The organism is Agrobacterium bohemicum (assembly GCF_002896715.1).
GTDB lineage: Bacteria > Pseudomonadota > Alphaproteobacteria > Rhizobiales > Rhizobiaceae > Agrobacterium > Agrobacterium bohemicum.
In genome coordinates this window covers 335,389-355,303 of sequence record NZ_PGEL01000026.1, presented here as the reverse complement: position 1 = coordinate 355,303, position 19,915 = coordinate 335,389, and the positions used below count along the sequence as shown (strand labels likewise).

At 58.0% G+C, this 19,915-nt stretch carries 19 protein-coding genes; 12 read left to right on the top strand and 7 right to left on the bottom strand.

Features of this window, described 5'->3' with window-relative positions:
- Positions 1 to 75 precede the first annotated feature (75 nt).
- From CUC55_RS15195 to CUC55_RS15175, 5 genes are all read left to right on the top strand, one after another.
- Positions 76 to 1,062 (top strand): ABC transporter permease, encoded by a 987-nt coding sequence (locus CUC55_RS15195; protein WP_103088390.1) that lies wholly within the window; start codon positions 76 to 78, stop codon positions 1,060 to 1,062.
- Positions 1,063 to 1,071: 9 nt separating this feature from the next.
- A complete protein-coding gene (locus CUC55_RS15190; RefSeq protein WP_103088389.1) occupies positions 1,072 to 2,196 on the top strand; it encodes an ABC transporter permease in 1,125 nt (374 codons plus the stop codon).
- Between the two features lie 8 nt (positions 2,197 to 2,204).
- Entirely contained in the window at positions 2,205 to 3,929 is a 1,725-nt protein-coding gene (locus CUC55_RS15185) for an ABC transporter ATP-binding protein (RefSeq protein ID WP_067647121.1), read from the top strand.
- A 39-nt stretch (positions 3,930 to 3,968) separates the two neighbouring features.
- Positions 3,969 to 5,156, top strand: coding sequence for a galactarate dehydratase (locus tag CUC55_RS15180; RefSeq protein ID WP_067647118.1), 1,188 nt, complete (start codon positions 3,969 to 3,971; stop codon positions 5,154 to 5,156).
- Positions 5,071 to 6,006 carry an aldose epimerase family protein gene (locus CUC55_RS15175; protein ID WP_425352845.1) on the top strand — a complete coding sequence of 312 codons (936 nt, stop codon included), beginning with the start codon at positions 5,071 to 5,073 and terminating at the stop codon, positions 6,004 to 6,006. Before CUC55_RS15180 ends, CUC55_RS15175 begins: the two co-directional genes overlap by 86 nt.
- Here CUC55_RS15175 and CUC55_RS15170 read toward each other — a convergent pair.
- The 4 genes from CUC55_RS15170 to CUC55_RS15155 all read right to left on the bottom strand — a co-directional run bounded on the left by CUC55_RS15170 (position 6,003) and on the right by CUC55_RS15155 (position 10,722).
- Positions 6,003 to 6,185, bottom strand: a complete 183-nt coding sequence (locus CUC55_RS15170; protein WP_067647112.1) for a hypothetical protein — start codon at positions 6,183 to 6,185, stop codon at positions 6,003 to 6,005. The genes CUC55_RS15175 and CUC55_RS15170 overlap by 4 nt on opposite strands.
- A 141-nt stretch (positions 6,186 to 6,326) precedes the next feature.
- Entirely contained in the window at positions 6,327 to 6,713 is a 387-nt protein-coding gene (locus CUC55_RS15165) for a response regulator (protein WP_170063891.1), read from the bottom strand.
- Positions 6,703 to 10,113: a chemotaxis protein CheB gene (locus tag CUC55_RS15160; protein WP_245417767.1), complete on the bottom strand. Its 3,411-nt coding sequence runs from the start codon at positions 10,111 to 10,113 to the stop codon at positions 6,703 to 6,705. Before CUC55_RS15160 ends, CUC55_RS15165 begins: the two co-directional genes overlap by 11 nt.
- Positions 10,114 to 10,146: 33 nt before the next feature.
- Positions 10,147 to 10,722: a PAS domain-containing protein gene (locus tag CUC55_RS15155; protein WP_103088387.1), complete on the bottom strand. Its 576-nt coding sequence runs from the start codon at positions 10,720 to 10,722 to the stop codon at positions 10,147 to 10,149.
- A 225-nt stretch (positions 10,723 to 10,947) separates the two neighbouring features.
- On the opposite strand from CUC55_RS15155, the gene CUC55_RS15150 reads away from it, so the two are divergent.
- Positions 10,948 to 11,145 (top strand): Flp family type IVb pilin, encoded by a 198-nt coding sequence (locus CUC55_RS15150; RefSeq protein ID WP_067647106.1) that lies wholly within the window; start codon positions 10,948 to 10,950, stop codon positions 11,143 to 11,145.
- A 13-nt stretch (positions 11,146 to 11,158) separates the two neighbouring features.
- Here the strand turns inward: CUC55_RS15150 and CUC55_RS15145 are convergent, their stop codons facing one another.
- Positions 11,159 to 12,055, bottom strand: coding sequence for a methyltransferase domain-containing protein (locus CUC55_RS15145; RefSeq protein WP_103088438.1), 897 nt, complete (start codon positions 12,053 to 12,055; stop codon positions 11,159 to 11,161).
- 115 nt (positions 12,056 to 12,170) lie between these two features.
- Between CUC55_RS15145 and CUC55_RS15140 the strand changes: the two genes are divergently transcribed.
- The 4 genes from CUC55_RS15140 to CUC55_RS15125 all read left to right on the top strand — a co-directional run bounded on the left by CUC55_RS15140 (position 12,171) and on the right by CUC55_RS15125 (position 14,514).
- On the top strand, positions 12,171 to 12,893 hold the full coding sequence (locus tag CUC55_RS15140; RefSeq protein ID WP_245417773.1) for a ComF family protein: 723 nt from the start codon (positions 12,171 to 12,173) through the stop codon (positions 12,891 to 12,893).
- Positions 12,894 to 12,938: 45 nt separating this feature from the next.
- Complete coding sequence (grxC, locus tag CUC55_RS15135; protein ID WP_067647100.1) at positions 12,939 to 13,193, top strand: glutaredoxin 3; 255 nt, start codon at positions 12,939 to 12,941, stop codon at positions 13,191 to 13,193.
- Between the two features lie 35 nt (positions 13,194 to 13,228).
- A complete protein-coding gene (locus CUC55_RS15130; RefSeq protein ID WP_103088436.1) occupies positions 13,229 to 14,089 on the top strand; it encodes a carbon-nitrogen hydrolase family protein in 861 nt (286 codons plus the stop codon).
- A complete protein-coding gene (locus CUC55_RS15125; RefSeq protein WP_103088386.1) occupies positions 14,086 to 14,514 on the top strand; it encodes a DUF1178 family protein in 429 nt (142 codons plus the stop codon). The genes CUC55_RS15130 and CUC55_RS15125 overlap by 4 nt, the downstream gene beginning before the upstream one ends.
- A gap of 12 nt (positions 14,515 to 14,526) precedes the next feature.
- Here the strand turns inward: CUC55_RS15125 and ubiG are convergent, their stop codons facing one another.
- Positions 14,527 to 15,273, bottom strand: coding sequence for a bifunctional 2-polyprenyl-6-hydroxyphenol methylase/3-demethylubiquinol 3-O-methyltransferase UbiG (ubiG, locus tag CUC55_RS15120; protein ID WP_103088385.1), 747 nt, complete (start codon positions 15,271 to 15,273; stop codon positions 14,527 to 14,529).
- A 207-nt stretch (positions 15,274 to 15,480) separates the two neighbouring features.
- On the opposite strand from ubiG, the gene CUC55_RS15115 reads away from it, so the two are divergent.
- The gene (locus CUC55_RS15115) at positions 15,481 to 16,320 is read left to right on the top strand and encodes an SH3 domain-containing protein (RefSeq protein WP_103088435.1); all 840 of its coding nucleotides are present in this window, start codon (positions 15,481 to 15,483) and stop codon (positions 16,318 to 16,320) included.
- Positions 16,321 to 16,374: 54 nt separating this feature from the next.
- On the opposite strand, the gene CUC55_RS15110 is transcribed toward CUC55_RS15115, so the two are convergent.
- Positions 16,375 to 18,225, bottom strand: a complete 1,851-nt coding sequence (locus CUC55_RS15110) for a DEAD/DEAH box helicase (protein ID WP_103088384.1) — start codon at positions 18,223 to 18,225, stop codon at positions 16,375 to 16,377.
- 353 nt (positions 18,226 to 18,578) lie between these two features.
- Here CUC55_RS15110 and CUC55_RS15100 point away from each other — a divergent pair, with 353 nt between their 5' ends.
- The gene (locus tag CUC55_RS15100; RefSeq protein WP_103088383.1) at positions 18,579 to 19,856 is read left to right on the top strand and encodes an aspartate kinase; all 1,278 of its coding nucleotides are present in this window, start codon (positions 18,579 to 18,581) and stop codon (positions 19,854 to 19,856) included.
- Positions 19,857 to 19,915: the final 59 nt, after the last annotated feature.

The following is a 19,915-nucleotide window of genomic DNA, read 5'->3' as shown; positions in this document are numbered from 1 at the left end:
AGACTGTGTCGACCGCTCGCAATCCGTCGTTCAGTGACGGCGGCGTGTGCGGTAAAATGTGATTGCGAGAGCGACATGCTGATTTTTATCGTGAAACGCCTGCTGTGGATGATCCCGTCCCTGTTTGCCGTCAGTTTTCTGGCCTTCGTCCTCATCCAGTTGCCTCCCGGCGACTATGTCACGACCTATATCGCCACGCTGGCCGCTTCCAACGAAGTCATCGACCATAATACAGCCGCGCAATTGCGTGAGCGTTTCGGCCTTGATGACCCGATGATCCTTCAATATCTGAAGTGGATTTGGGGTATCATCAGCCGTGGTGATTTCGGTATCTCCTTCGAGTGGCAACAGCCGGTGTCGGGTCTCATCTGGGAACGCATGGCCCTGACGCTGGTACTCGCCGTCGCAAGCCTTCTGGCCACATGGGCGATTGCCCTTCCCATCGGCGTCTATTCCGCCGTTCGCAAATACTCGATTGGCGATTATCTCTTTACCGCGTTTTCCTTTTTCGGCCTTTCCGTGCCGTCGTTCCTGCTGGCGCTGGTGCTGATGTACGTTGCTGCGGTGGAGTTTGGTGCCGATGTCGGCGGTCTGTTTTCGCCGGAATACGAAGTCGCGTCCTGGAGTATCGGCAAGATGGTCGATCTTATGGCGCATATCTGGTTGCCGGTGGCCATCCTTGCCATCTCCTCCACCGCCAGCCTTATCCGTGTCATGCGCGCCAATATGCTGGACGAGTTGCCGAAACCCTATGTCACCACGGCGCGTGCCAAGGGCCTGTCGGAGTTTCGCCTGCTGACGAAATATCCGCTGCGGATCGCGCTCAATCCTTTCATTTCTACGATTGCGTGGCTGCTGCCCAACCTTATCTCGGGCTCCGTGGTCGTTGCCATCGTCCTGAACCTTCCCACTGCCGCGCCACTGCTTTTGCAGTCGTTGATGGCGCAGGACATGTATCTCGCCGGGNCATTCGTGCTCCTGATCTGCGCGCTGACGCTGATCGGATCGCTGATCAGCGATATCCTGCTTGCGCTGGTCGATCCGCGCATTCGTCTCGAATAGGAGGGCGTCATGAGTGACATTGCCATCACCACCACTGTCCGCCCGGACCGTGCCGCCGTCGCCTCGCAATGGCAGCTCATCTGGTGGGCGTTCAAACGCCACCGGCTGGCCATGGCCGCGCTGTTCATCACCATTGCCATGTATATCGTGGCTCTTGTGCCGGGCTTCTTTGCCATCAATGATCCTGTGCTGCAAAACGCCCGTGCCACCTTCTATCCCCNGCAACGGGTCCATTTGCTGGATACGACAAATGGTTTTNCGGTCGGCCTGCATTATTATCCGCTCAAGCTGACGCGTGATCCTGAAACACTGGCCGCCGTTTTTGTTGAAGATACGGGCAAGAAAATCCCGATTCAGCTTTTCGGTCGCGGTTACGAATATTCGGTGCTTGGTCTGTTCAACACCAACATCCACCTTCTGGCCTCCACCGATAAGACCCGCCCTCTCTTCCTTTNCGGGGCAGACCGTCTCGGGCGCGATGTCTTCAGCCGCGTCGTGCAGGGGTCACAGATATCGCTGTCCATCGGTCTTGTCGGCGTGTTTTTCTCGCTGCTGCTCGGCGTCGTCTTGGGCGGTATCTCAGGCTATTATGGTGGCCGCATCGATTTCGTCTTGCAGCGCGTTATCGATTTCGTGCTGTCGCTGCCCACCATCCCCATCTGGCTTGCCATGGCCGCAGCCCTTCCGCAGGGCTGGCCCGCCACGCTTCAATACATGATGATCACCATCATTCTGTCGCTCACTGGCTGGGCGCAGCTTGCCCGCGTCGTGCGTGGCCGGTTCCTGTCGCTCAGAACCGAAGAGTTCGTGGCGGCCGCGCGGCTGGATGGCGTGCCGGAAAGGCGCATCATCTTCCGCCATATGCTGCCCAGCTTCTCCAGCCACATCATCGCCTCCGTCACATTGGCGGTTCCGGCGATGATCCTTGCCGAGACGTCGCTGTCCTTCCTCGGCCTTGGCCTGCAACCACCTACCATTTCCTGGGGTGTGCTGCTTCGCGAGGCCCAGAACATTCGCTCCATCGCAACCGCGCCCTGGCTGTTTCTGCCCGGTGTGGCTGTCGTGGTCGCCGTCATGGCGCTCAACCTGCTCGGTGACGGTCTGCGTGACGCAGCCGATCCCTACAACAAGTGAGGCCAAAGATGAGCGATATCAACGCGATCAAGCCTGCAAAGCCACTTCTCGAAGTCCGCAATCTGGTCACGGAATTTCCGGTGCGCAACGGGGTGTTCCGCGCCGTCAACGACCTCTCTTTCTCGATTGATCCGGGTAAGACCCTCTGCGTCGTCGGCGAAAGCGGTTCTGGCAAATCCGTCACTGCCCGCTCCATTCTGCAAATTATCGACAGCCCCGGTCACATCGCGTCCGGCTCCATCATCCTCAACCGTGCAGATGGCACGACGCTGGATCTGGCAAAGCTCGACCCGCGTGGTCGCGCCATCCGTTCGGTGCGCGGCGCGGATATTTCGATGATTTTTCAGGAGCCGATGTCGTCGCTCTCGCCGGTGCATACCGTCGGAGACCAGATTACCGAAGTGTTGCGCCTGCATCTCAAAATGAACAAGGCACAGGCTCGTGCCGAGGCAATAAATTTGCTCCGGCAGGTCGAAATCCCCAACCCGGACACCGCGCTGGATAAATACGCCTTCCAATATTCCGGTGGCATGCGCCAGCGCGCCATGATTGCCATGGCACTGGCCTGCAAACCGCAATTGCTGATCGCCGATGAGCCGACGACGGCACTCGACGTGACGACACAGGCTGAAATCCTCGACCTTATCGCCCGTTTGCAAAAGGCGCATGGCATGGCTGTGCTGTTCATCACCCACGATATGGGCGTGGTTGCGCAGATTGCCGATGACGTGCTGGTCATGCATCACGGCATTGCCAAGGAATATGGCACGGTCGAACAAATCTTCCACAGCCCGCAAGACCCTTACACCCATATGCTGATCGGCTCTGTTCTGAAGCTTGAACAGAAAGCAGAAATACGGCTGGCCCGCCCGCCGCTGGATATCACCGCGGCCCCCATTCTGGAGGTGAAGAACCTCTCCATGCACTTCGGGGAAATGAAGGCGCTGGACGGCGTCTCCATCAAACTGTTGCCGGGCGAAACGCTCGGCATCGTTGGTGAAAGCGGCTCCGGCAAGACCACCATGGGTCGCGCCATCATGCGGCTCTATGATCCGACCGGCGGCGAGATGCTGTACCGCAAGACTGACGGCAGCGTGGTTGATCTGGCCAAGATCGAGGGTGCGGAACTCAAAGCCGCACGGCGGGAACTGCGCATGGTGTTTCAGGACCCGTTCGGCTCCCTCAACCCACGCATGACGGTCGCTCAGGTCATTGGTGAACCGCTTCTGGTCAACGGCATCGCCAAGGGCAAAGAACTGGATGAGCGCGTCTGCGCACTGATGGACCAAGTGGGGCTGGACCCCGCTGGACGTGAGCGTTACCCGCATGCCTTTTCAGGCGGTCAACGTCAGCGTATCGGCATTGCCCGCGCCATTACACTTCGACCCCGCATCATCGTTGCGGATGAGGCGACATCGGCGCTCGACGTATCCGTCCGATTTCAGGTGCTGGATTTGCTCATGCGGCTCCAGGACGAGTTGGGCCTCGCCTACATCTTCATCAGCCACGATATCGGCGTCATCAGATATATGTGCGACCGCGTCGGCGTCATGTATCGCGGCAAGCTGGTTGAGGTGGGGGATGCAGAAAAGGTCTGCAACGCGCCGGATCATCCCTACACGCAGGCGCTCCTCTCCGCCATTCCACGCCCCGATCCGCGGGACCGGGACCGCACGCGCCGCTTCCGTTACATCGAGCCTGCTACCGTCAAGACCGAAAGCAAAGCCGGATGACACGATGCGGCTTCTAAANTCCACGAGGAAGACAAGAGCATGAAAATCGATCGCATGCGGGTATTCGTCACCCGCGACAAGGACCGTCCGCGTGTCGTCGTGGCGCTGGATACCGATGACGGGCTGACCGGCTGGGGCGAGTGCTACAATCACGGCCCCGACCTCGCACTGCCGCCGATCCTCGATTACCTCTACAACTTCCTTGCTGGGCAAGACCCGACGCGGGTGGAATATCTCTATAATCTCATGCTTCAGCAGAACCGTTTTCCTCCGGGTGCGCTGGGCTTGTCGGCCATTTCCGCGCTCGACCATTGCCTGTGGGACCTGGCAGCCAAGGCCGCAGGCGTGCCGGTTTACAAGCTGCTGGGCGGCGAAGTGCGTGACCGTATCAAGGTCTATGCCGGTGTCTACACGGCCCCGGATGCACCTGCGGCCAAGGAAGAGTTCGACCGGCTGAACGAGGAGTGGGGCTTTACTGCCTTCAAGCTCAGCCCATGGCGTCTCGACATCCACGCCCATCGCTGGGGTGAGGTCGTCAGAAGTTCGGCGGAATATTTCCGCTCACTTCGCGAAACCGTGCGCTCGGACTACGATATCGCCTTCGATGCTCACGCCAAGATTTTCGAACCCGCAGCCGCGCGCCAGCTCGGCAATGCGCTCGCACCATACGATCCGCTGTTTTTCGAAGAGCCTCTGCGTCCTGAAAATATCGAGATGTGGGGCGACTTGAAGCAGGGTCTGAACTGCACGCTGGCCACCGGCGAAAGCCTTTACAACCGCAATGAATTTCTGCGGCTCTTGCAGGTCAAGGGCGCGGATATCATCCAGCCGGATATCTGCGTCGTTGGCGGCATTTCCGAAATGCGCCGCATTGCCACGCTTGCCGAAGCGCATTTCGTCAGCATCGCGCCACATAATCCGATGGGACCGCTCGCCACCGCCGTCAACGTACATTTTTCTGCCGCCCAGCAGAATTTCCGCATTCTGGAATACCGTCTGCCAAAGGGCCAGTGCTACGTCTATGGCGGCACGGATATCCAAACCCGCGAAGACGAGACACGTTACGTGGTCGATCCCTATCTGCCGAAAGACGGGTATCTGGAACTGCGGCCAGACCGCCCCGGCTGGGGTGTCGAGATGGATGAAAAGGCCATGCAGGAAGACGGCTACATCCACTGGCAGCGCCGCGTTCCGAAGCGGCCAGACGGCTCTTATGCCTTCGCCTGATGTGATTTCGATTGCCAGCGGGCCGTTCTCGGCCCGCATCCGGCCCGCTTGGGGTGGGCGCATGACACATCTCACCCACGCTGATGTCGGTGATGTTCTGGTGCCGACCGAGGTTGACGCCTTTGAGCCGTGGAACTGGCCGAAGGCTGGCGCCTATCCGCTGTTTCCGTATCACAATAGGCTCTACGGAGCGCGCTTCGTGCGTGCGGGCATCACATACGATGTGTCGCCCCATCCCGCTCTCGGCGCCGATGCCATCCATGGACCCGCGCACCGACGTTCATGGCGCGTTGTCAGCCAGACGGAAACGCAGGTCGTTCTTTCGCTTGCCTACGAAGCGGACGCCGAGTGGCCCTTCGCCTTCGAAGCGCGGCAATCCTTCTCACTCGATCCGAATGGCTTGAGCATCCATCTTGCGATGACGAACAGGGCGGACATACCAGCACCCGCCGGCATTGGCTGGCATCCTTATTTNGCAGCAAATCTCGCTTGTGAAGCATCGACGGATGCAGAACTGGCCTATCCGCTGGACGCGTGTGATGTCCCTACGGGGCAGCCTCCAACGCCGCGCTTTACCACGATCTTGTCAGCGACACCGGCTTACACGAAACACTTCGCGCATTGGTCCAAAGCTCAAATTGTACAGGGTGATGGCTCTTGTCTTATTTNGGAGGCCGATGCGGTCTTCGGCCATCTCGCCGCGCATCGAACTGACCGCTATATCTGCCTGGAGCCTGTTTCGATGGCTGCTGGCACACTGCAATTGCCTGAGGAGCAACGCATCCATACGGGCCTTAAAATTCTACGCACCGGCGAGAGTCTGACAGGTCGCGTCAGACTGAGCATTTAAACCGCTACATCCGCCTGCGGGCCTGTCGGTAGCTCGTTCTGATCGCCCGCTGGATGTGCGATCAAAACCTCGTAGTCGTCGGGTAGTTCGGCTGCCTGCTCGCTGTTCATGATGCCGAAAGGGATCATGGTTCCGTCCGTATCAGGCACGGAAACCTCGACCAATGTTTTCTGGTTCACAGGGAAGCCTTTCGAAAGAGGAATCGCAGGACAGCAAAACCAACGTCTTTATGACATCAGTTTAGCCGTACATAAGGCTTCAATGATTGAACGACTGTATCGTTCCGGGATTTTAACGTGGTTAACGATTTCGTGAATCGTTCAAAGGGCGGCAGCGCGCTTTTGAGGCTCGTTGCGATTCAACAGTTGCGCTACCTGCTGTAACAGGCTGCTCGGCAGGCACGGTTTCTGACAGAAAGCGGAGTCAGGATAGACTTTTTCCAATGCCCTGCCATCGGCATGGCCAGAGTGGAATACGAATGGTACGTTCGTTTCACGCAACTTGTCAGCGACAGGAAACACATCGCCATCCGTCAGGCGAACGTCGAGAATAGCGCAGGTTGGGACATTCTCGTCGAGATAGGACAAAGCGTCTGCGGTGCTCGGAAAAGGTCCTGCAACGGTCCAACCCTCATCTTCGAGGGTCATCTGGATATCCATCGCGACAAAGATTTCGTCTTCAACCAGCAACACAGTTTTATCGGTCATGTCTTACCTTGTTCCTCATCGTCAGGGTGTGCGTGACGCTCACCCCGCTGATGTCCGTTAAGACCGTGCCGCCAATCTGCCTTGCGGCACTTGTCAACAAAACCGTCCCAAATCCGGCCACTACAGACCTCTCAACTGCGTCCGTGCCGATTTCGTTCCAAACCAGTTCGATGTGATCGTCTTTTTCTTCCCAGCTGATGCGCAAATGCCCACCGGACTTCCCAAGAATGCCGTGTTTCAAGGCGTTGGTCGACCATTCGTGCAGGATCAACGTCAGCGGGGTGATGTAGTTGACAGCTATGAGGAAATTGTCGCCCTGAATGTCGATTTCGGCGTGCCGGTCATAGGGCGCAAGGATGGTATCGATCAGGTCGTTGATATGAACTGCCGATGTGCGTTTCTGGTTGGACGCCAGTGAATGCGCGCTTCCAAGCGCCAGAATTCTGCCCTCGACGTCTTCCACCAGGCTCTTGACGGTCTCGTGTTTGCGCGCTGCCATGCGCAATATTCCACCAATCATCGCGAAAAGGTTTTTCACGCGGTGGTTCATTTCGCTCAGCATCAGCTCGCGCGCTTCAGCCAGCTCGTGTTCAGCCGTCACATCCACACTTACCCCGATCACCNGGCCGGGCTCGCTTTCGGCAACATGACGCGCAAAGGTTTTCAGCCACCTTGGNCGCCNGTCATTGCCCATGATGCGCGAGGTCAGCTCAAAGCCGGTGTGGTTGTGGACGGCAGAATCCAGCGCTTCGCGCAGTTGCTGGCGGTCCGGCTCGCTGAAATTCTGCAGGACGGCCTGCAGCGCAGGCCTGCCGTCGCGGGTCTGCAGCAGATCCATCGCCGCGCCCCCCAACACGAATTCTCCGTGGTCCGGCAAATACTCCCATACGCCGATCCCGGCTGCTTCGACTGCCAGTTCATGACGCTCCCGCTCGGCCGCCAACTGGCTCTCGACGCTCAGCGCGTGCGATATGTCGGTCATGATGATCGTCGCACCGTCTATCGCGCCATTGGCAGTTCGATAGGGCAGTATGCGCAGCGAAAACGTCCGTTCCTGCTCAGGGTCCATGACCGTCTGGTTATATTCGGCACCGGTGGCCATCACGCTTTNCACGCGTGTGGTGAAGTCCAGCGAGGGGTACCGGCTGGCCACATCGGATAGGGGGCGGCCGCGGTCGGTCGGCTGTAACGGAAAANTCGCCGTTGCCGCTTTGGTGTAGGACCGAAGCCTCATCCTATCATCGAGAACGATGACGGCCAGACTAGTGGAATCGAAGAAATTGCGCAGATCGGCGTTGGCAACGGAGACTTCATCGACCTTTGTCTTCAACTCGTCGTTGACGGTCGTCAGTTCTTCGTTGGTCGATTGAAGCTCTTCGTTCATCGACATCATTTCTTCGTTGGAGCTCTTCAACTCCTCATTGGCCGTCTCCAACTCCTCTGTTGCTGATCGCAACCGGTGTTTCGTTGAGCGCAGTTCCCTTTCCAGCGCCTCGACATGGCCGTCTCCGGGTTCCATTTCAACGAGATCAATGGCTTCGAGCGGCGTGAACGTTGCCGATTCCTGGAACACCACGAGACAGGCGTTGTCTTCAAGTGGGTCGCAGATGATCTCGGTCTTCAGAGTGCCGAAGTCTGTTAACACCTCGACATTGCGCGCAACGACGCGCCGCTTTGCCGCTCTGGCCTGTCGCAGCAGCGTGCCCAGCTGTTCTTTAACGCCAGGGCGTGCCAATGTTGCCGCGCTGGATTCACTCGTTCCCGACACTGGAAATTCGAAGAACCGGCTAAGGCGACCGTAAGCCGCAACAATCTGCCCGTCATTATCCAGAACGACGCTTGCGGGCACGTAGCGCTCCATCAGACGGTTTGCCGCCAGTTCGTCTATCGAACCCGTTACTTTTTCGACCTCGGCTCTGGGTTTGGCAGGACGGCGATTGTTGCGCTCTCCGGTCAGCGGAATAGGGTAGGTGGGCGAACCGGGCAGGCGCTCGAACAATCTTGCCTTCTGGTCGATCACAGAGAAAACGCTGTCGAAACGACCCACCGTTTCCGACGACCCCAGAAACAGAAAGCCACCGGGCCGGATCGCGTAGTGCAGAAGCGGCATGACCGTTTTTNGCAGCTTTTCGTCAAAATAGATCAGCAGGTTGCGGCAGGAGACGAGGTCCACCTTGGAAAAAGGCGGGTCCTTGATCAGGCTATGGCCGGAAAAGCGGATCATATCCCTGATTTGGCCAATGAAGTTGAAACGCTCCTTGTGCGGAATGACGTAGTGCTCTTGCAGCTCGTGCGGTATGTCTGCGAGCGAAGCTATCGGATACGATCCCTCCCGCGCGATTTTGAGCATGCTCTCATCAATGTCGGTCGCAAATATCTGCACATTGCATGGCAGGTTGAGTGTCCGGGCAGCCTCCGCGAACAGGATCGCGATCGTGTACGCCTCTTCCCCGCTCGAACAGCCGGGAATCCAGACACGCACACCTTCTTCGCTACCAGCCGCATCCCGCATCAGATTGGTGATGCCAATCTCGTTCAGAACGTCGAACGAATGCCGATCACGAAAGAAGCGGGTAACGTTGATCAGCAAATCGCGAAATAGCGCATCGCACTCCTTATGGTCGTTCTGGACACGGGCTAGATATTCGGACCCCTTGCCGATACCCAGCACATGCATGCGACGCTCCACGCGCCGAACGAAGGTCGTCTGCTTGTAGCCGGTAAAATCATGGCCGATGCTACGCCGAAGAGCCGTGCAGAGGTCCTCGACAATATCGGCGATCTTTGGCGTTTCTTTTTNATCGGCGCCCTGATTCTTGCGAAAGAAGAACCCGCCGATGCAGGCGAGAATTTCCTGTGGCGGTTTGATGAAATCGACAAGGCCGGTGCCGGTTGCCGAAACGGGCATGCCATCATATTTGGCTGTCGAAGGCTCCTGAACGACACAAAGCCCCCCATTTNCCTTGATGGCGCGAAGGCCGGTCGATCCATCGGCTCCGGTTCCCGAAAGAATGACGCAGGCCGAATTCGATTGCTGATCGTTGGCGAGAGAGATGAAGAAATCGTCGATTGGCCGGCGCAGGCCGCGCGGCTGGGCAAAATCGTTCAGCACGAGCCGCCCTCGCTCAATGCTCAGTCCCTTGCCCGGTGGAATGATGAAGACAGTGTCGGCCTCTATCGCTTCACCGCCTTCGCATTGGCGCACGCTCAACCCGGTATGCCGGTCCAGCAGTTCTGCCAGCATGCTCTCATGATGAGGGTCGAGATGCTGAACGACAACGAATGCAAGCCCGGTCGGAACCTCGGCAGCACTCAACATCTCGCGCAACGCCTCCAGACCACCGGCCGAAGAGCCGACACCGACGACGGGAATTGAAGGAACATTATAATCTTGAGACAAACACGCGTCCTTGAAAATTCTGTATTGAAACGATCAATAGGGGGAGTTTTGTTCCCATTCCGCCAATGTTAGTTTTGCCTGGGCAATGGTCGTGGTCGAATTTGCAATCGTCGCAAGCGTGCCCTCGATCATGATGTTGTGGTCATCAAGAAGCGGTTTGATCGTTTTCAGCGCGCGGTCGAGTTCGAGATCATAGTCGTGCAACAGATGTGCATGGGCGCGGCTGACATCGAATTGCGAAGCGAGAATGTAACGCACTTGGCCGGAAGTCGCCTTCAACTTCGACATGAAANGCAGATTGACGAAGGGGCTGCCGTCCTTGCGGAAATTCACGATAGGCGTGCGAACGGTCATGGGGCCATCCACCTGCAGAAANTCGTGGATTTTAGTGCGGGCGTCTTCGTTTTTCGCGTGCATTCCGTTGTGGCTGGTTTGCAGCATCCGGCAGTTCCTGCCCAGCACATCATCGCCGCTGTAACCCGTCAAAGCGCAAAATTTCTCGTTGACCAGTGCCAGATGCTGATCATCCTGCGCATAAGATAACGCAAGGGCGACGGTCGATTTATGGAAGAAATTCTGAAGCGACTGGTCAATTTCAAGCTGGGGCATATGGCTCATCGTTCAAACATCGGTATCGATCTTTACGGTAATACATTGGCTTAAGAAAGGCTTCGGCCACAGTTTAGGTCAGCGAGTTTCCCATAAAGCATGGCAAAGATACCGCACGCGCAATCCTAGTAAAGTGCGTAACAAATTACACACTTTATTCCGGTATAAATAGTGTTGGTTTCACTGTGACGTGTCTTTCACGAAATGGATCAAGGGTTTTGCCGAATGACAGACAGGTCGGAATTGGTGGTGCGGAAGATGACAGCCCTCTATGCCGACCGGCAAGGCGCAACCGCCATTGAATACGGCCTCATCGTTGGCATCATCTCCCTGTCGATCATCTTCGGTATGGAAAGTATCCGCGATAATCTGCTGGCGATCTTCAAGATCATATCCGATACATTCGCAAACGCAGTTGTCTGAGTGCCAAGATTGTTCAATCAGCATCTTTNGAAGGCAGTGTGATTTCCGCTGTCTTCAGGGCATCCGCAAGGCGCACTTTTGCTGAACCGGGTTTGAGTGGCTTTTGCTGGCTTTCATGCGGAGCCCAGCCAGACACATAGATCATCGAGAATGTCGCGCGGATACGCCCGTCGGCATCGCTGTATTTCTCGGCATAAATCTCGGCAGCCCGCATCAGGAAGCGCTTGCTCAGCGGCTTTCTGCTCCGGTCCATCAACGGGTTGGTCATGCCCATGGCGCGTAGGTCGCGCATCAGCGGAAGAATGGAATCGTAGCGCACCGTGTAGGTTTCGGCGTCCGTTACCGGCAGCGCGAAACCGGCGCGCTGCAACAGCGCACCCACATCCCGCACATCGGCAAAGGGAATGACACGGGCGCTTGCGCCACCCGTCAGCTCAATTTCCGTCGATAGCAGCACGTCGCGCAGTTCCTGCAAGGTACCGCTGCCGGGGATCGCCGCCAGAAAAAGCCCGTCGGGCTTCAGCGCGCGGCGGATCTGGATCAGGGTTCCCGGCGTGTCGTTGGTCAGATGCAGGGTGAGGGGGGAAACGATCAGGTTTGCCGATGCAGGCTCCAACGGCAGTGCCTCGATTGGCGCAACTTTGAACTCCTGAAATCCTTCGGCAAACGCGGCATCTGTTTCGACGCGCATGACAGCGCCGACCTTGCCGGTTTGCAGAATGCGTTGTGCCGTTACGCCCGTTGCACCATGAAGCTCGACCGCCATATCGAAATGCCGTTCCACGATGGCAATCCGGTCCGCCAGCTCATCGGCTGCGATGTCCAGTAGAAACAGCGCTTTATCGTCTCTGACGCGCCATGCGCGCTTGCGGTTCTTTNCCACCAGCGCCGGGTCGAAAATCATGTCCATGCCGTGATCCATCCAAACTTTGCTGTCGCAAAGGCACCCGTTCGCGCCTATTGTCAACCGCATGGGCCAGGGGCAAAAGCTGTTTNCAAACGTGGATGGGTTCGGTGCGCTGGGTATGGTCTGGCGCGCGCTGGCCGATTTCGTCTACCCGCCATCCTGCGTGGGTTGCGGGCGTAAGACCAAAAGCGGCGGTGCTTTTTGCGTGGAGTGCTGGGCTGAGGTCAATTTCATTGAACGGCCCTATTGTGAAGTGCTGGGCATTCCCTTCGCGCATGATCACGGTCCGGGCATTCTCAGCGCCGAAGCCATTGCCGAGCCGCCGCCATTCCAACGCCTGCGCGCAGCCACCATTCATGATGGACCCGCCAGAAAGCTCGTCCACCAACTCAAATATCTCGACCGGACCGATCTTGCGCTTCTGATGGCGTCGTGGATGCTGCGGGCGAGTGACGGGACGGTTGCCGCGTGTGATTGCATCGTGCCTGTTCCCTTGCACAGGCGGCGGTTTCTCGCCCGCCGGTTCAACCAGTCCGCAGAGCTTGCGCGCCATGTCGCGGCCCTGTCGGGCAAGCCGTTTTTATCCTCCACCCTGTTGCGGATCAAGCCGACGAGCCGGCAGGTTGGCCTTTCCGCCCGCGCACGACAGCAGAATGTGCGAGGCGCCTTTGCGATAGCGCCGGGGCGGGAAGCCGATATTGTCGGCAAGCGCATCGTGCTGATCGATGACGTCTACACCACGGGAGCAACCGTTGCGGCAGCGGCGCGCAGGCTGAAGAAGGCGGGTGCCTCGGATGTGACTGTTTTGACCTTTGCAATGGCGATTTCCGGGCCTATATGACACGGGAGAGACTGGCTAGGATCGATAGTGCGAGGGTTGAGACCAATGGCATCCGTTACGATTTATACACGTGATTTTTGCGGCTTTTGCGCTCGTGCAAAGGCGCTTCTGGAAAGCAAGGGCGTGGATTTCGCCGAATTCAATGCCACCACGAACCCTGATTATCGTCAGGAAATGATGGACAAATCCGGTCGCAACACCTTTCCTCAAATCTTCATCGGTACGAACCATGTCGGTGGCTGCGACGATCTGCATGCGCTGGACCGCGACGGCAAGCTGGATGCGATGCTGGCAGGCTGATGTTCGATATGACAACTGGACAAGGAACCGATAAGATGAGCTTCAAGGCTGCTGCAATCCAGATGTGTTCGGGCGTTGATCCGATAACAAACGCCGCCAGCATGGAGCGTCTTATCCGTGATGCCGCATCGCAGGGTGCCGTCTACGTGCAGACACCGGAGATGACGGGCGCAATCCAGAAGGACCGTGATGCGCTTCGCGCCGTTTTGAAGGACGAGAAGGTCGATATCATCGTCCTGACGGCTGCACGGCTTGCCCGTGAACTCGGCATTTACATCCATGTCGGCTCCACCGCCATTGCCCGCGCCGACGGCAAGATCGCCAATCGGGGCTTTCTGTTCGCGCCGGATGGCGAGCGCATCTGCACCTATGACAAGATCCACATGTTCGATGTGGATCTCGACAATGGTGAAAGCTGGCGTGAAAGTGCGGCTTATGAAGCAGGCACCGAAGCCCGCGTCGCCGAACTGCCGCTTGCGACGTTCGGTTTTGCGATTTGCTACGACGTCCGCTTTCCATCGCTGTTTCGCACCGAAGCCGTTGCGGGTGCGCAGGTCCTCACCGTTCCTGCCGCCTTTACAAAACAGACCGGTGAAGCCCATTGGGAAATTCTGCTGCGTGCCCGCGCTATCGAAAACGGCGCGTTTCTCGTGGCTGCTGCGCAAGCGGGCGTCCATGAAGACGGTCGCGAAACCTTTGGCCATTCGATGATCATCGATCCCTGGGGCAATGTTCTTGCTGTCGCCGGTGGCGCTGGCGAGGAAATCATTTTNGCGGAGATCGATCCGGATGCCGTCGCATCGGCACGCGGCAAGATTCCCAATCTCAAGAATGCCCGTGATTTCAACCTCGATACGGTCAGTAACAACGCAGGCGCCAGGGGCAGCGTGCAGTGATACGCTATTCGCTCCATTGCGAAAACGCCCATGAGTTCGAGGGCTGGTTTTCCGGTAGCACCGATTTCGACAACCAGCTTCAGCGCGGTCTGATCGGCTGCCCTGTCTGCGGCTCATCATCTGTCGAAANGATGCTGATGGCGCCATCTGTCTCCACGGCCCGCAAGAAAGACGCCACGCGCACGCTTGCTTTGGACACGGCGCAGAAGCAGGCCTTTGCCAAAATCAAGGAAACGCTTGCCACCATACGCGCCAATACCGAAGATGTCGGCGACAGGTTTGCCGAAGAGGCCCGCAAAATCCACTACGGCGAAGTCGAAGAGCGCGGCATCATTGGCCAAGCATCTCCACAGGAAGCCATGGCGCTGATCGAAGAGGGCATCGAAGTTGCGCCCCTTCCGCTTCTGCCGGATGATGTGAACTGACGGCCTGTGCCGTTAAGCGGCGCGTTTCGCCAGTATCATATAGTTCACTTCCATATCCGGTGACAGGTTCCAACGGTCCTGCAAAAGATTGTAGAAGACACCGGTGCGGTGAACGACATGCATGCCGTCAGTGACGAGGGGCTTTTCCAATTCGTCCGGGCGCACCAGCTTTTCATACTGGTGCGTTCCACGCGGAAGCCAGCGCAAGACATTTTCCGCGGCAAAGATTGCCAGAGCGCGAGCCTTCAATGTGCGGTTGATCGTTGCCGCAAACATCAGTCCGTTGGGGCGCACCATCTTTGCGCATGTCGTCAGGAAGAGATCGACATCGGCGACGTGCTCCACCACCTCCATGTTCAAGACAACGTCGAAGCTCTCGCCGGATGCCAGCAACTGCTCGGCGGTCACCGCGCGGTAATCGACTGAGACATCGTTCTCCCGGGCATGGGTCGATGCGATACCGATGTTCTTCTCCGATGGGTCGGCCCNGACGACATCCGCACCCATTCGCGCCATCGGTTCGGACAGCAGGCCGCCACCGCAACCGATATCGAGAACCCGCAAGCCTTCCAGCGGGCGATGTGCCTTGGGGTCGCGACCGAAATTCTCACAGGCGCGGTTGCGGATATATTCGAGACGGACGGGATTGAACTTGTGCAGCGGCCGGAATTTGCCGGTCGGGCTCCACCACTCTGCGGCCATGGCGGAAAACCGGTCCACTTCGCTCTGGTCAATGGTCGTTTTTGCGGTTTCGCTCATGGCTGTACTCCATCCGTGTTCTCCCCCTGAAGTCGGATGCTTGGTGCGCGAAGTCAAGAGGCGGCCCTCATGTCGGTCTTGCAGCGCGGACGAGAGGAACCGTTATGAGGGGATTTTCGTTTCATGCTGCGTTCATCATCACGCGCGTATTTTCAAAAATGTCACATGCCGATATCGGCTGCCAAGCATTTGCTTGAGGGAGAAGAAATGAAGAAGAAACTGTTCGGTGCCTTTGCGCTGCTTGCGCTTATCGCCGCCCCGGCCTTGGCTGAAGCGGCGACGCAAGGCTTTTCCACTGCCAACGTCAATATGCGCTCCGGTCCCAGCACCGCCTATCCGGCCGTGGTGGTCATTCCCAACGGCGCACCGCTGACGATCCATGGTTGCCTGTCGGATACGCCATGGTGCGACGTGTCGTTCAGCTATGGTCGTGGCTGGGTTGCCGGACGTTACGTTCAGGCCGTCTACCGTCAGAACCGCGTCTATGTAGAGCCACGTTATTACCGCGACCTCGGCGTGCCGATCATCACTTTCGAGGCCGGGCGTTACTGGGATCGCTACTACCGCGACCGCGATTTCTACCGCGAACGTGACCGCTGGCGCCGCCCGTCCGGTGGCTACTGGAACGCTCCACCACCACGCGGCAATTTCGACCGCCCGCGCCCCNGTGACGATTGGCGCGACGATCGCGGCCGTGATGACCGCCGCGACCGGGGTCCGAATGATGGTCGTTGGGAGCAGCGCCATGGCGACTGGAACCAGGACGACCGCCAGCGCCCGCCGATGCGCGATCGCGATAATGATCGTCCGCGTTGGGATAACGACAATCGCGGCGGCGATCGGGATCGCAATGCCGAGCGCGAACGCAATCGTGATGGCGAAAGAGACCGCAACCGCGGTTTCCAGAACGACCAGCAGCAGCGCCGTCAGAACGACGAGGGCCGCCGCCGTCCGGAAGGTGGCCAGCCGCCACAGGCTCCGCAGCCCCAGCAGGGCGGTCAGCAGTTTGGCTGCATCGTCGGTTCGCCCGGCTGCCCGCAACCTTAATTGCGGCCTGACGATTAAACAAAAACCCGGCGGATCATATCCGCCGGGTTTTTGTTAGGTGCGATCTTTTTTCTTGGGAGCGCGTTTTTCGAAGGGCTTGTCTTTTTTGCCATCGAACTTCGCCGGCCTGTCACCGACGGGTGCCGCCGCTTTCTTCTTCCAAGGCTTGTCATCCGTGCGGCGTTCGCCACCGGCTGCGGGCTTTTCGGCAAATTTCCGCTGCGGCTTTGCAGGGCGCGTGTCTTCGCGCGCACCACCGGTCATGTCGGGCTTGCCGTCCATGGCTTTCACACGAATGCCCTTTTCCAGCATCATGTCTTTGCCGAGGGCCGAGGTAAAACGGTCCACCGCATCGGCGGCAAGTTCCACATAGGTCTCGGTCTGCTGCATACGGATCGCGCCGATATCCTGACGCGTCAGCTTGCCGAATCGGCACAGCATGGGAATGAGCCAGCGTGGTTCGGCATTCTGCTTGCGGCCAACGGAAAGCGTAAACCAGCCGCTGTCGGAAAAGTCGGAGCGATCGCGGCGCGGTTCGTTGTTTTCAACGGTCTCGAAGCCTTCGCGGCGTGGCTTGCGGGCTCCATCCAGAGAAACTTCGGCAATGTCCTCAGGTGCGGAACGACCCGCATGGTAGAGACGCACGAAAGCGGCGGCTACCTTTTCGGCGCCGTGCTGTTCCAACAGCTTGGCAACGAAATCGCGCTCGTCATCATTCACGTTTTCCGTCAGCGAAGCATCGGCCAGCAGACGTTCGCCGTCACGCTGGGTGATTTCCTCGGCAGATGGCGGACGAACCCAGGCAGGGCTGACCTTGGCGCCTTCCAGAAGACGCTCGGCTTTGCGGCGTTGGCTCATCGGCACGATAATGGCGCTGATGCCCTTCTGTCCGGCGCGACCCGTGCGGCCGGAGCGGTGCAGAAGTGTGTCGGAGTTGGTCGGCAGATCGGCATGGATAACGAGTTCGAGACCCGGCAAGTCGATACCGCGTGCGGCAACGTCTGTCGCCACGCAAACGCGGGCGCGGCCATCACGCATGGCCTGCAAAGCGTGCGTACGCTCGTTCTGGCTCAATTCACCAGACAGGGCCACAACGGAGAAACCGCGATTGTTCAGGCGCGCTGTCAGATGGTTGACGGCTGCACGGGTGGAGCAGAATACGATGGCATTGCGGGCTTCGTAAAAGCGCAGTGCATTGATGATCGCGTTTTCGCGGTCGGATGGCGAAACCACCATGGCGCGGTATTCAATATCGACGTGCTGCTTCTGCTCGGATGTCGTCGCAACGCGCACGGCATTCTTCTGGTAGCTTTCGGCAAGCTTGGCAATGCTGCGAGAAACTGTCGCCGAAAACATCAGCGTGCGGCGGTCGGATGGCGATTCTTCCAGAATGAATTCCAGATCTTCGCGGAAACCGAGGTCGAGCATTTCGTCGGCCTCATCCAGCACCACGGCGCGAATGGACGAAAGGTCCAGCGCCTTGCGCTTGATGTGGTCGCAAAGACGGCCCGGTGTGCCAACGATGATATGGGCACCACGCTCCAGCGCACGGCGCTCGGCACGGATGTCCATGCCGCCAACGCAGGATGCAATGGAAACGCCGGTGAATTCATAAAGCCATTCCAGCTCGCGCATCACCTGCATGGCAAGTTCGCGGGTCGGGGCAATGGCGATGCCGAGTGGCGCACCCGCCTGGCCGAAGCGGCCATTCTTCTGCAACAGCGTCGGGGCAATGGCCATACCGAAGGCGACGGTCTTGCCAGAGCCCGTCTGGGCGGAAACCAGCGCGTCCTGTCCGTCCAGCTCAGGGNCAAGCATTGCCTTCTGAACAGGAGTCAAATCTTTGTAGCCGCGTTTTTCCAACGCCTGTGCAATCGCCGGGGCGATACCCTGGGTTTCTGTCATCTACCGTCTTTCGGATATTGGGCTGCCTGCATCCGCTCGAAACCATTAGATCATAAGGGTCATAAAGCAGCCGATACGGGCCATTTCGGCCATTCAGCCAGTTGAATTGACGCGCTCATACTGTGAATAGCGACGTTTGTACAGACCAAAGCGGTACGCTCGCTCGGTCGAAACTCCGTTGGTGGGTCGCCGTGCCGATAAAAAGGCGTACCGCACGGTTCATAAACGGCATTGCGTGGCCCATGCCTTTTCGCTATGAGACGCGCAACTGAGGCCGTTTTTAGGAAGGGCCGACTGGGTTGTGCTCTTGTCCGCCGTTTGGGCGGTAATAATGGGATGGTACTGGTCAAACTATGGCGCGCATTGTCATGAAATTCGGCGGTACATCCGTCGCAAATCTCGAACGCATTCATAATGTCGCGCGGCATGTGAAGCGTGAAGTGGATGCTGGCCATGAAGTGGCGGTCGTCGTATCCGCCATGTCCGGCAAANCCAACGAGCTCGTGGAATGGGTTCAGAACACGCCCAAGGTCGCCGGTTCCAACGAAACATCCTTTNACGATGCGCGCGAATATGATGCCATCGTGGCCTCGGGTGAGCAGGTCACATCAGGTCTTCTGGCCATCGCCTTGCAGTCCATGGGCGTCAATGCCCGTTCCTGGCAGGGCTGGCAGATTCCCATCCGCACCGACAATGCCCATGGCGCTGCCCGCATTCTGGAAATCGATGGTTCCGATATCGTTCGCCGCATGGGCGAGGGACAGGTCGCCGTGGTTGCCGGGTTCCAGGGCTTGGGGCCAGATAACCGCATTGCCACGCTCGGTCGTGGCGGCTCGGATACGTCAGCCGTTGCTATCGCCGCCGCCGTCAAGGCAGATCGTTGCGATATCTATACGGATGTCGATGGCGTCTACACCACCGATCCGCGCATCGTGCCAAAGGCGCGCCGCCTCAAGAAAGTCGCCTTCGAGGAAATGCTGGAAATGGCATCCTTGGGCGCAAAAGTTTNGCAGGTTCGCTCGGTAGAGCTTGCCATGGTGCACAAGGTTCGTACCTTCGTGCGCTCCAGTTTCGAGGATCCCGATGCGCCGGGCATGGGTGACCTTATCAATCCGCCCGGTACTTTGATTTGTGACGAGGAAGAAATCGTGGAACAGGAAGTCGTAACCGGCATCGCCTATGCCAAGGACGAAGCACAAATTTCGCTGCGCCGCCTGTCGGACCGGCCGGGTGTTTCCGCTGCCATTTTCGGACCTTTGGCCGAATCGCACATCAATGTGGACATGATCGTGCAGAACATCTCTGAAGATGGTTCGCGCACCGACATGACGTTTACAGTTCCTTCTGGCGATATGCCCAAGGCCATCAAGGTTCTGGAAGACAACAAGACGCAGATCGGTTTCGACGTCGTTCAGAACGAGACCGGTCTTGCCAAGGTTTCGGTCATCGGCATCGGCATGCGCAGCCATGCCGGTGTTGCCGCAAGCGCTTTCAAGGCACTTGCTGAAAAAANTATCAACATCAAGGCCATCACGACGTCGGAAATCAAGATTTCCATTCTTATTGATGGTGCCTATGCGGAACTTGCAGTTCGTACTTTGCATTCTGCTTACGGTCTGGATAAGAGTTGATTCTGTAACGTCGATACACGTCATCCGATTCTTTTGGAGACGTTGAACGGTTGACGGTG

What these genes read in the sequence shown, in the direction of transcription:
- CUC55_RS15185 (WP_067647121.1), top strand. Translation starts at nt 2,205, where the DNA reads ATGAGCGATATCAACGCGATCAAGCCTGCAAAGCCACTTCTCGAAGTC.
- CUC55_RS15180 (WP_067647118.1), top strand. Translation starts at nt 3,969, where the DNA reads ATGAAAATCGATCGCATGCGGGTATTCGTCACCCGCGACAAGGACCGT.
- CUC55_RS15165 (WP_170063891.1), bottom strand. Translation starts at nt 6,713, where the DNA reads ATGACCGATAAAACTGTGTTGCTGGTTGAAGACGAAATCTTTGTCGCG.
- CUC55_RS15150 (WP_067647106.1), top strand. Translation starts at nt 10,948, where the DNA reads ATGACAGACAGGTCGGAATTGGTGGTGCGGAAGATGACAGCCCTCTAT.
- CUC55_RS15140 (WP_245417773.1), top strand. Translation starts at nt 12,171, where the DNA reads ATGGTCTGGCGCGCGCTGGCCGATTTCGTCTACCCGCCATCCTGCGTG.
- grxC (WP_067647100.1), top strand. Translation starts at nt 12,939, where the DNA reads ATGGCATCCGTTACGATTTATACACGTGATTTTTGCGGCTTTTGCGCT.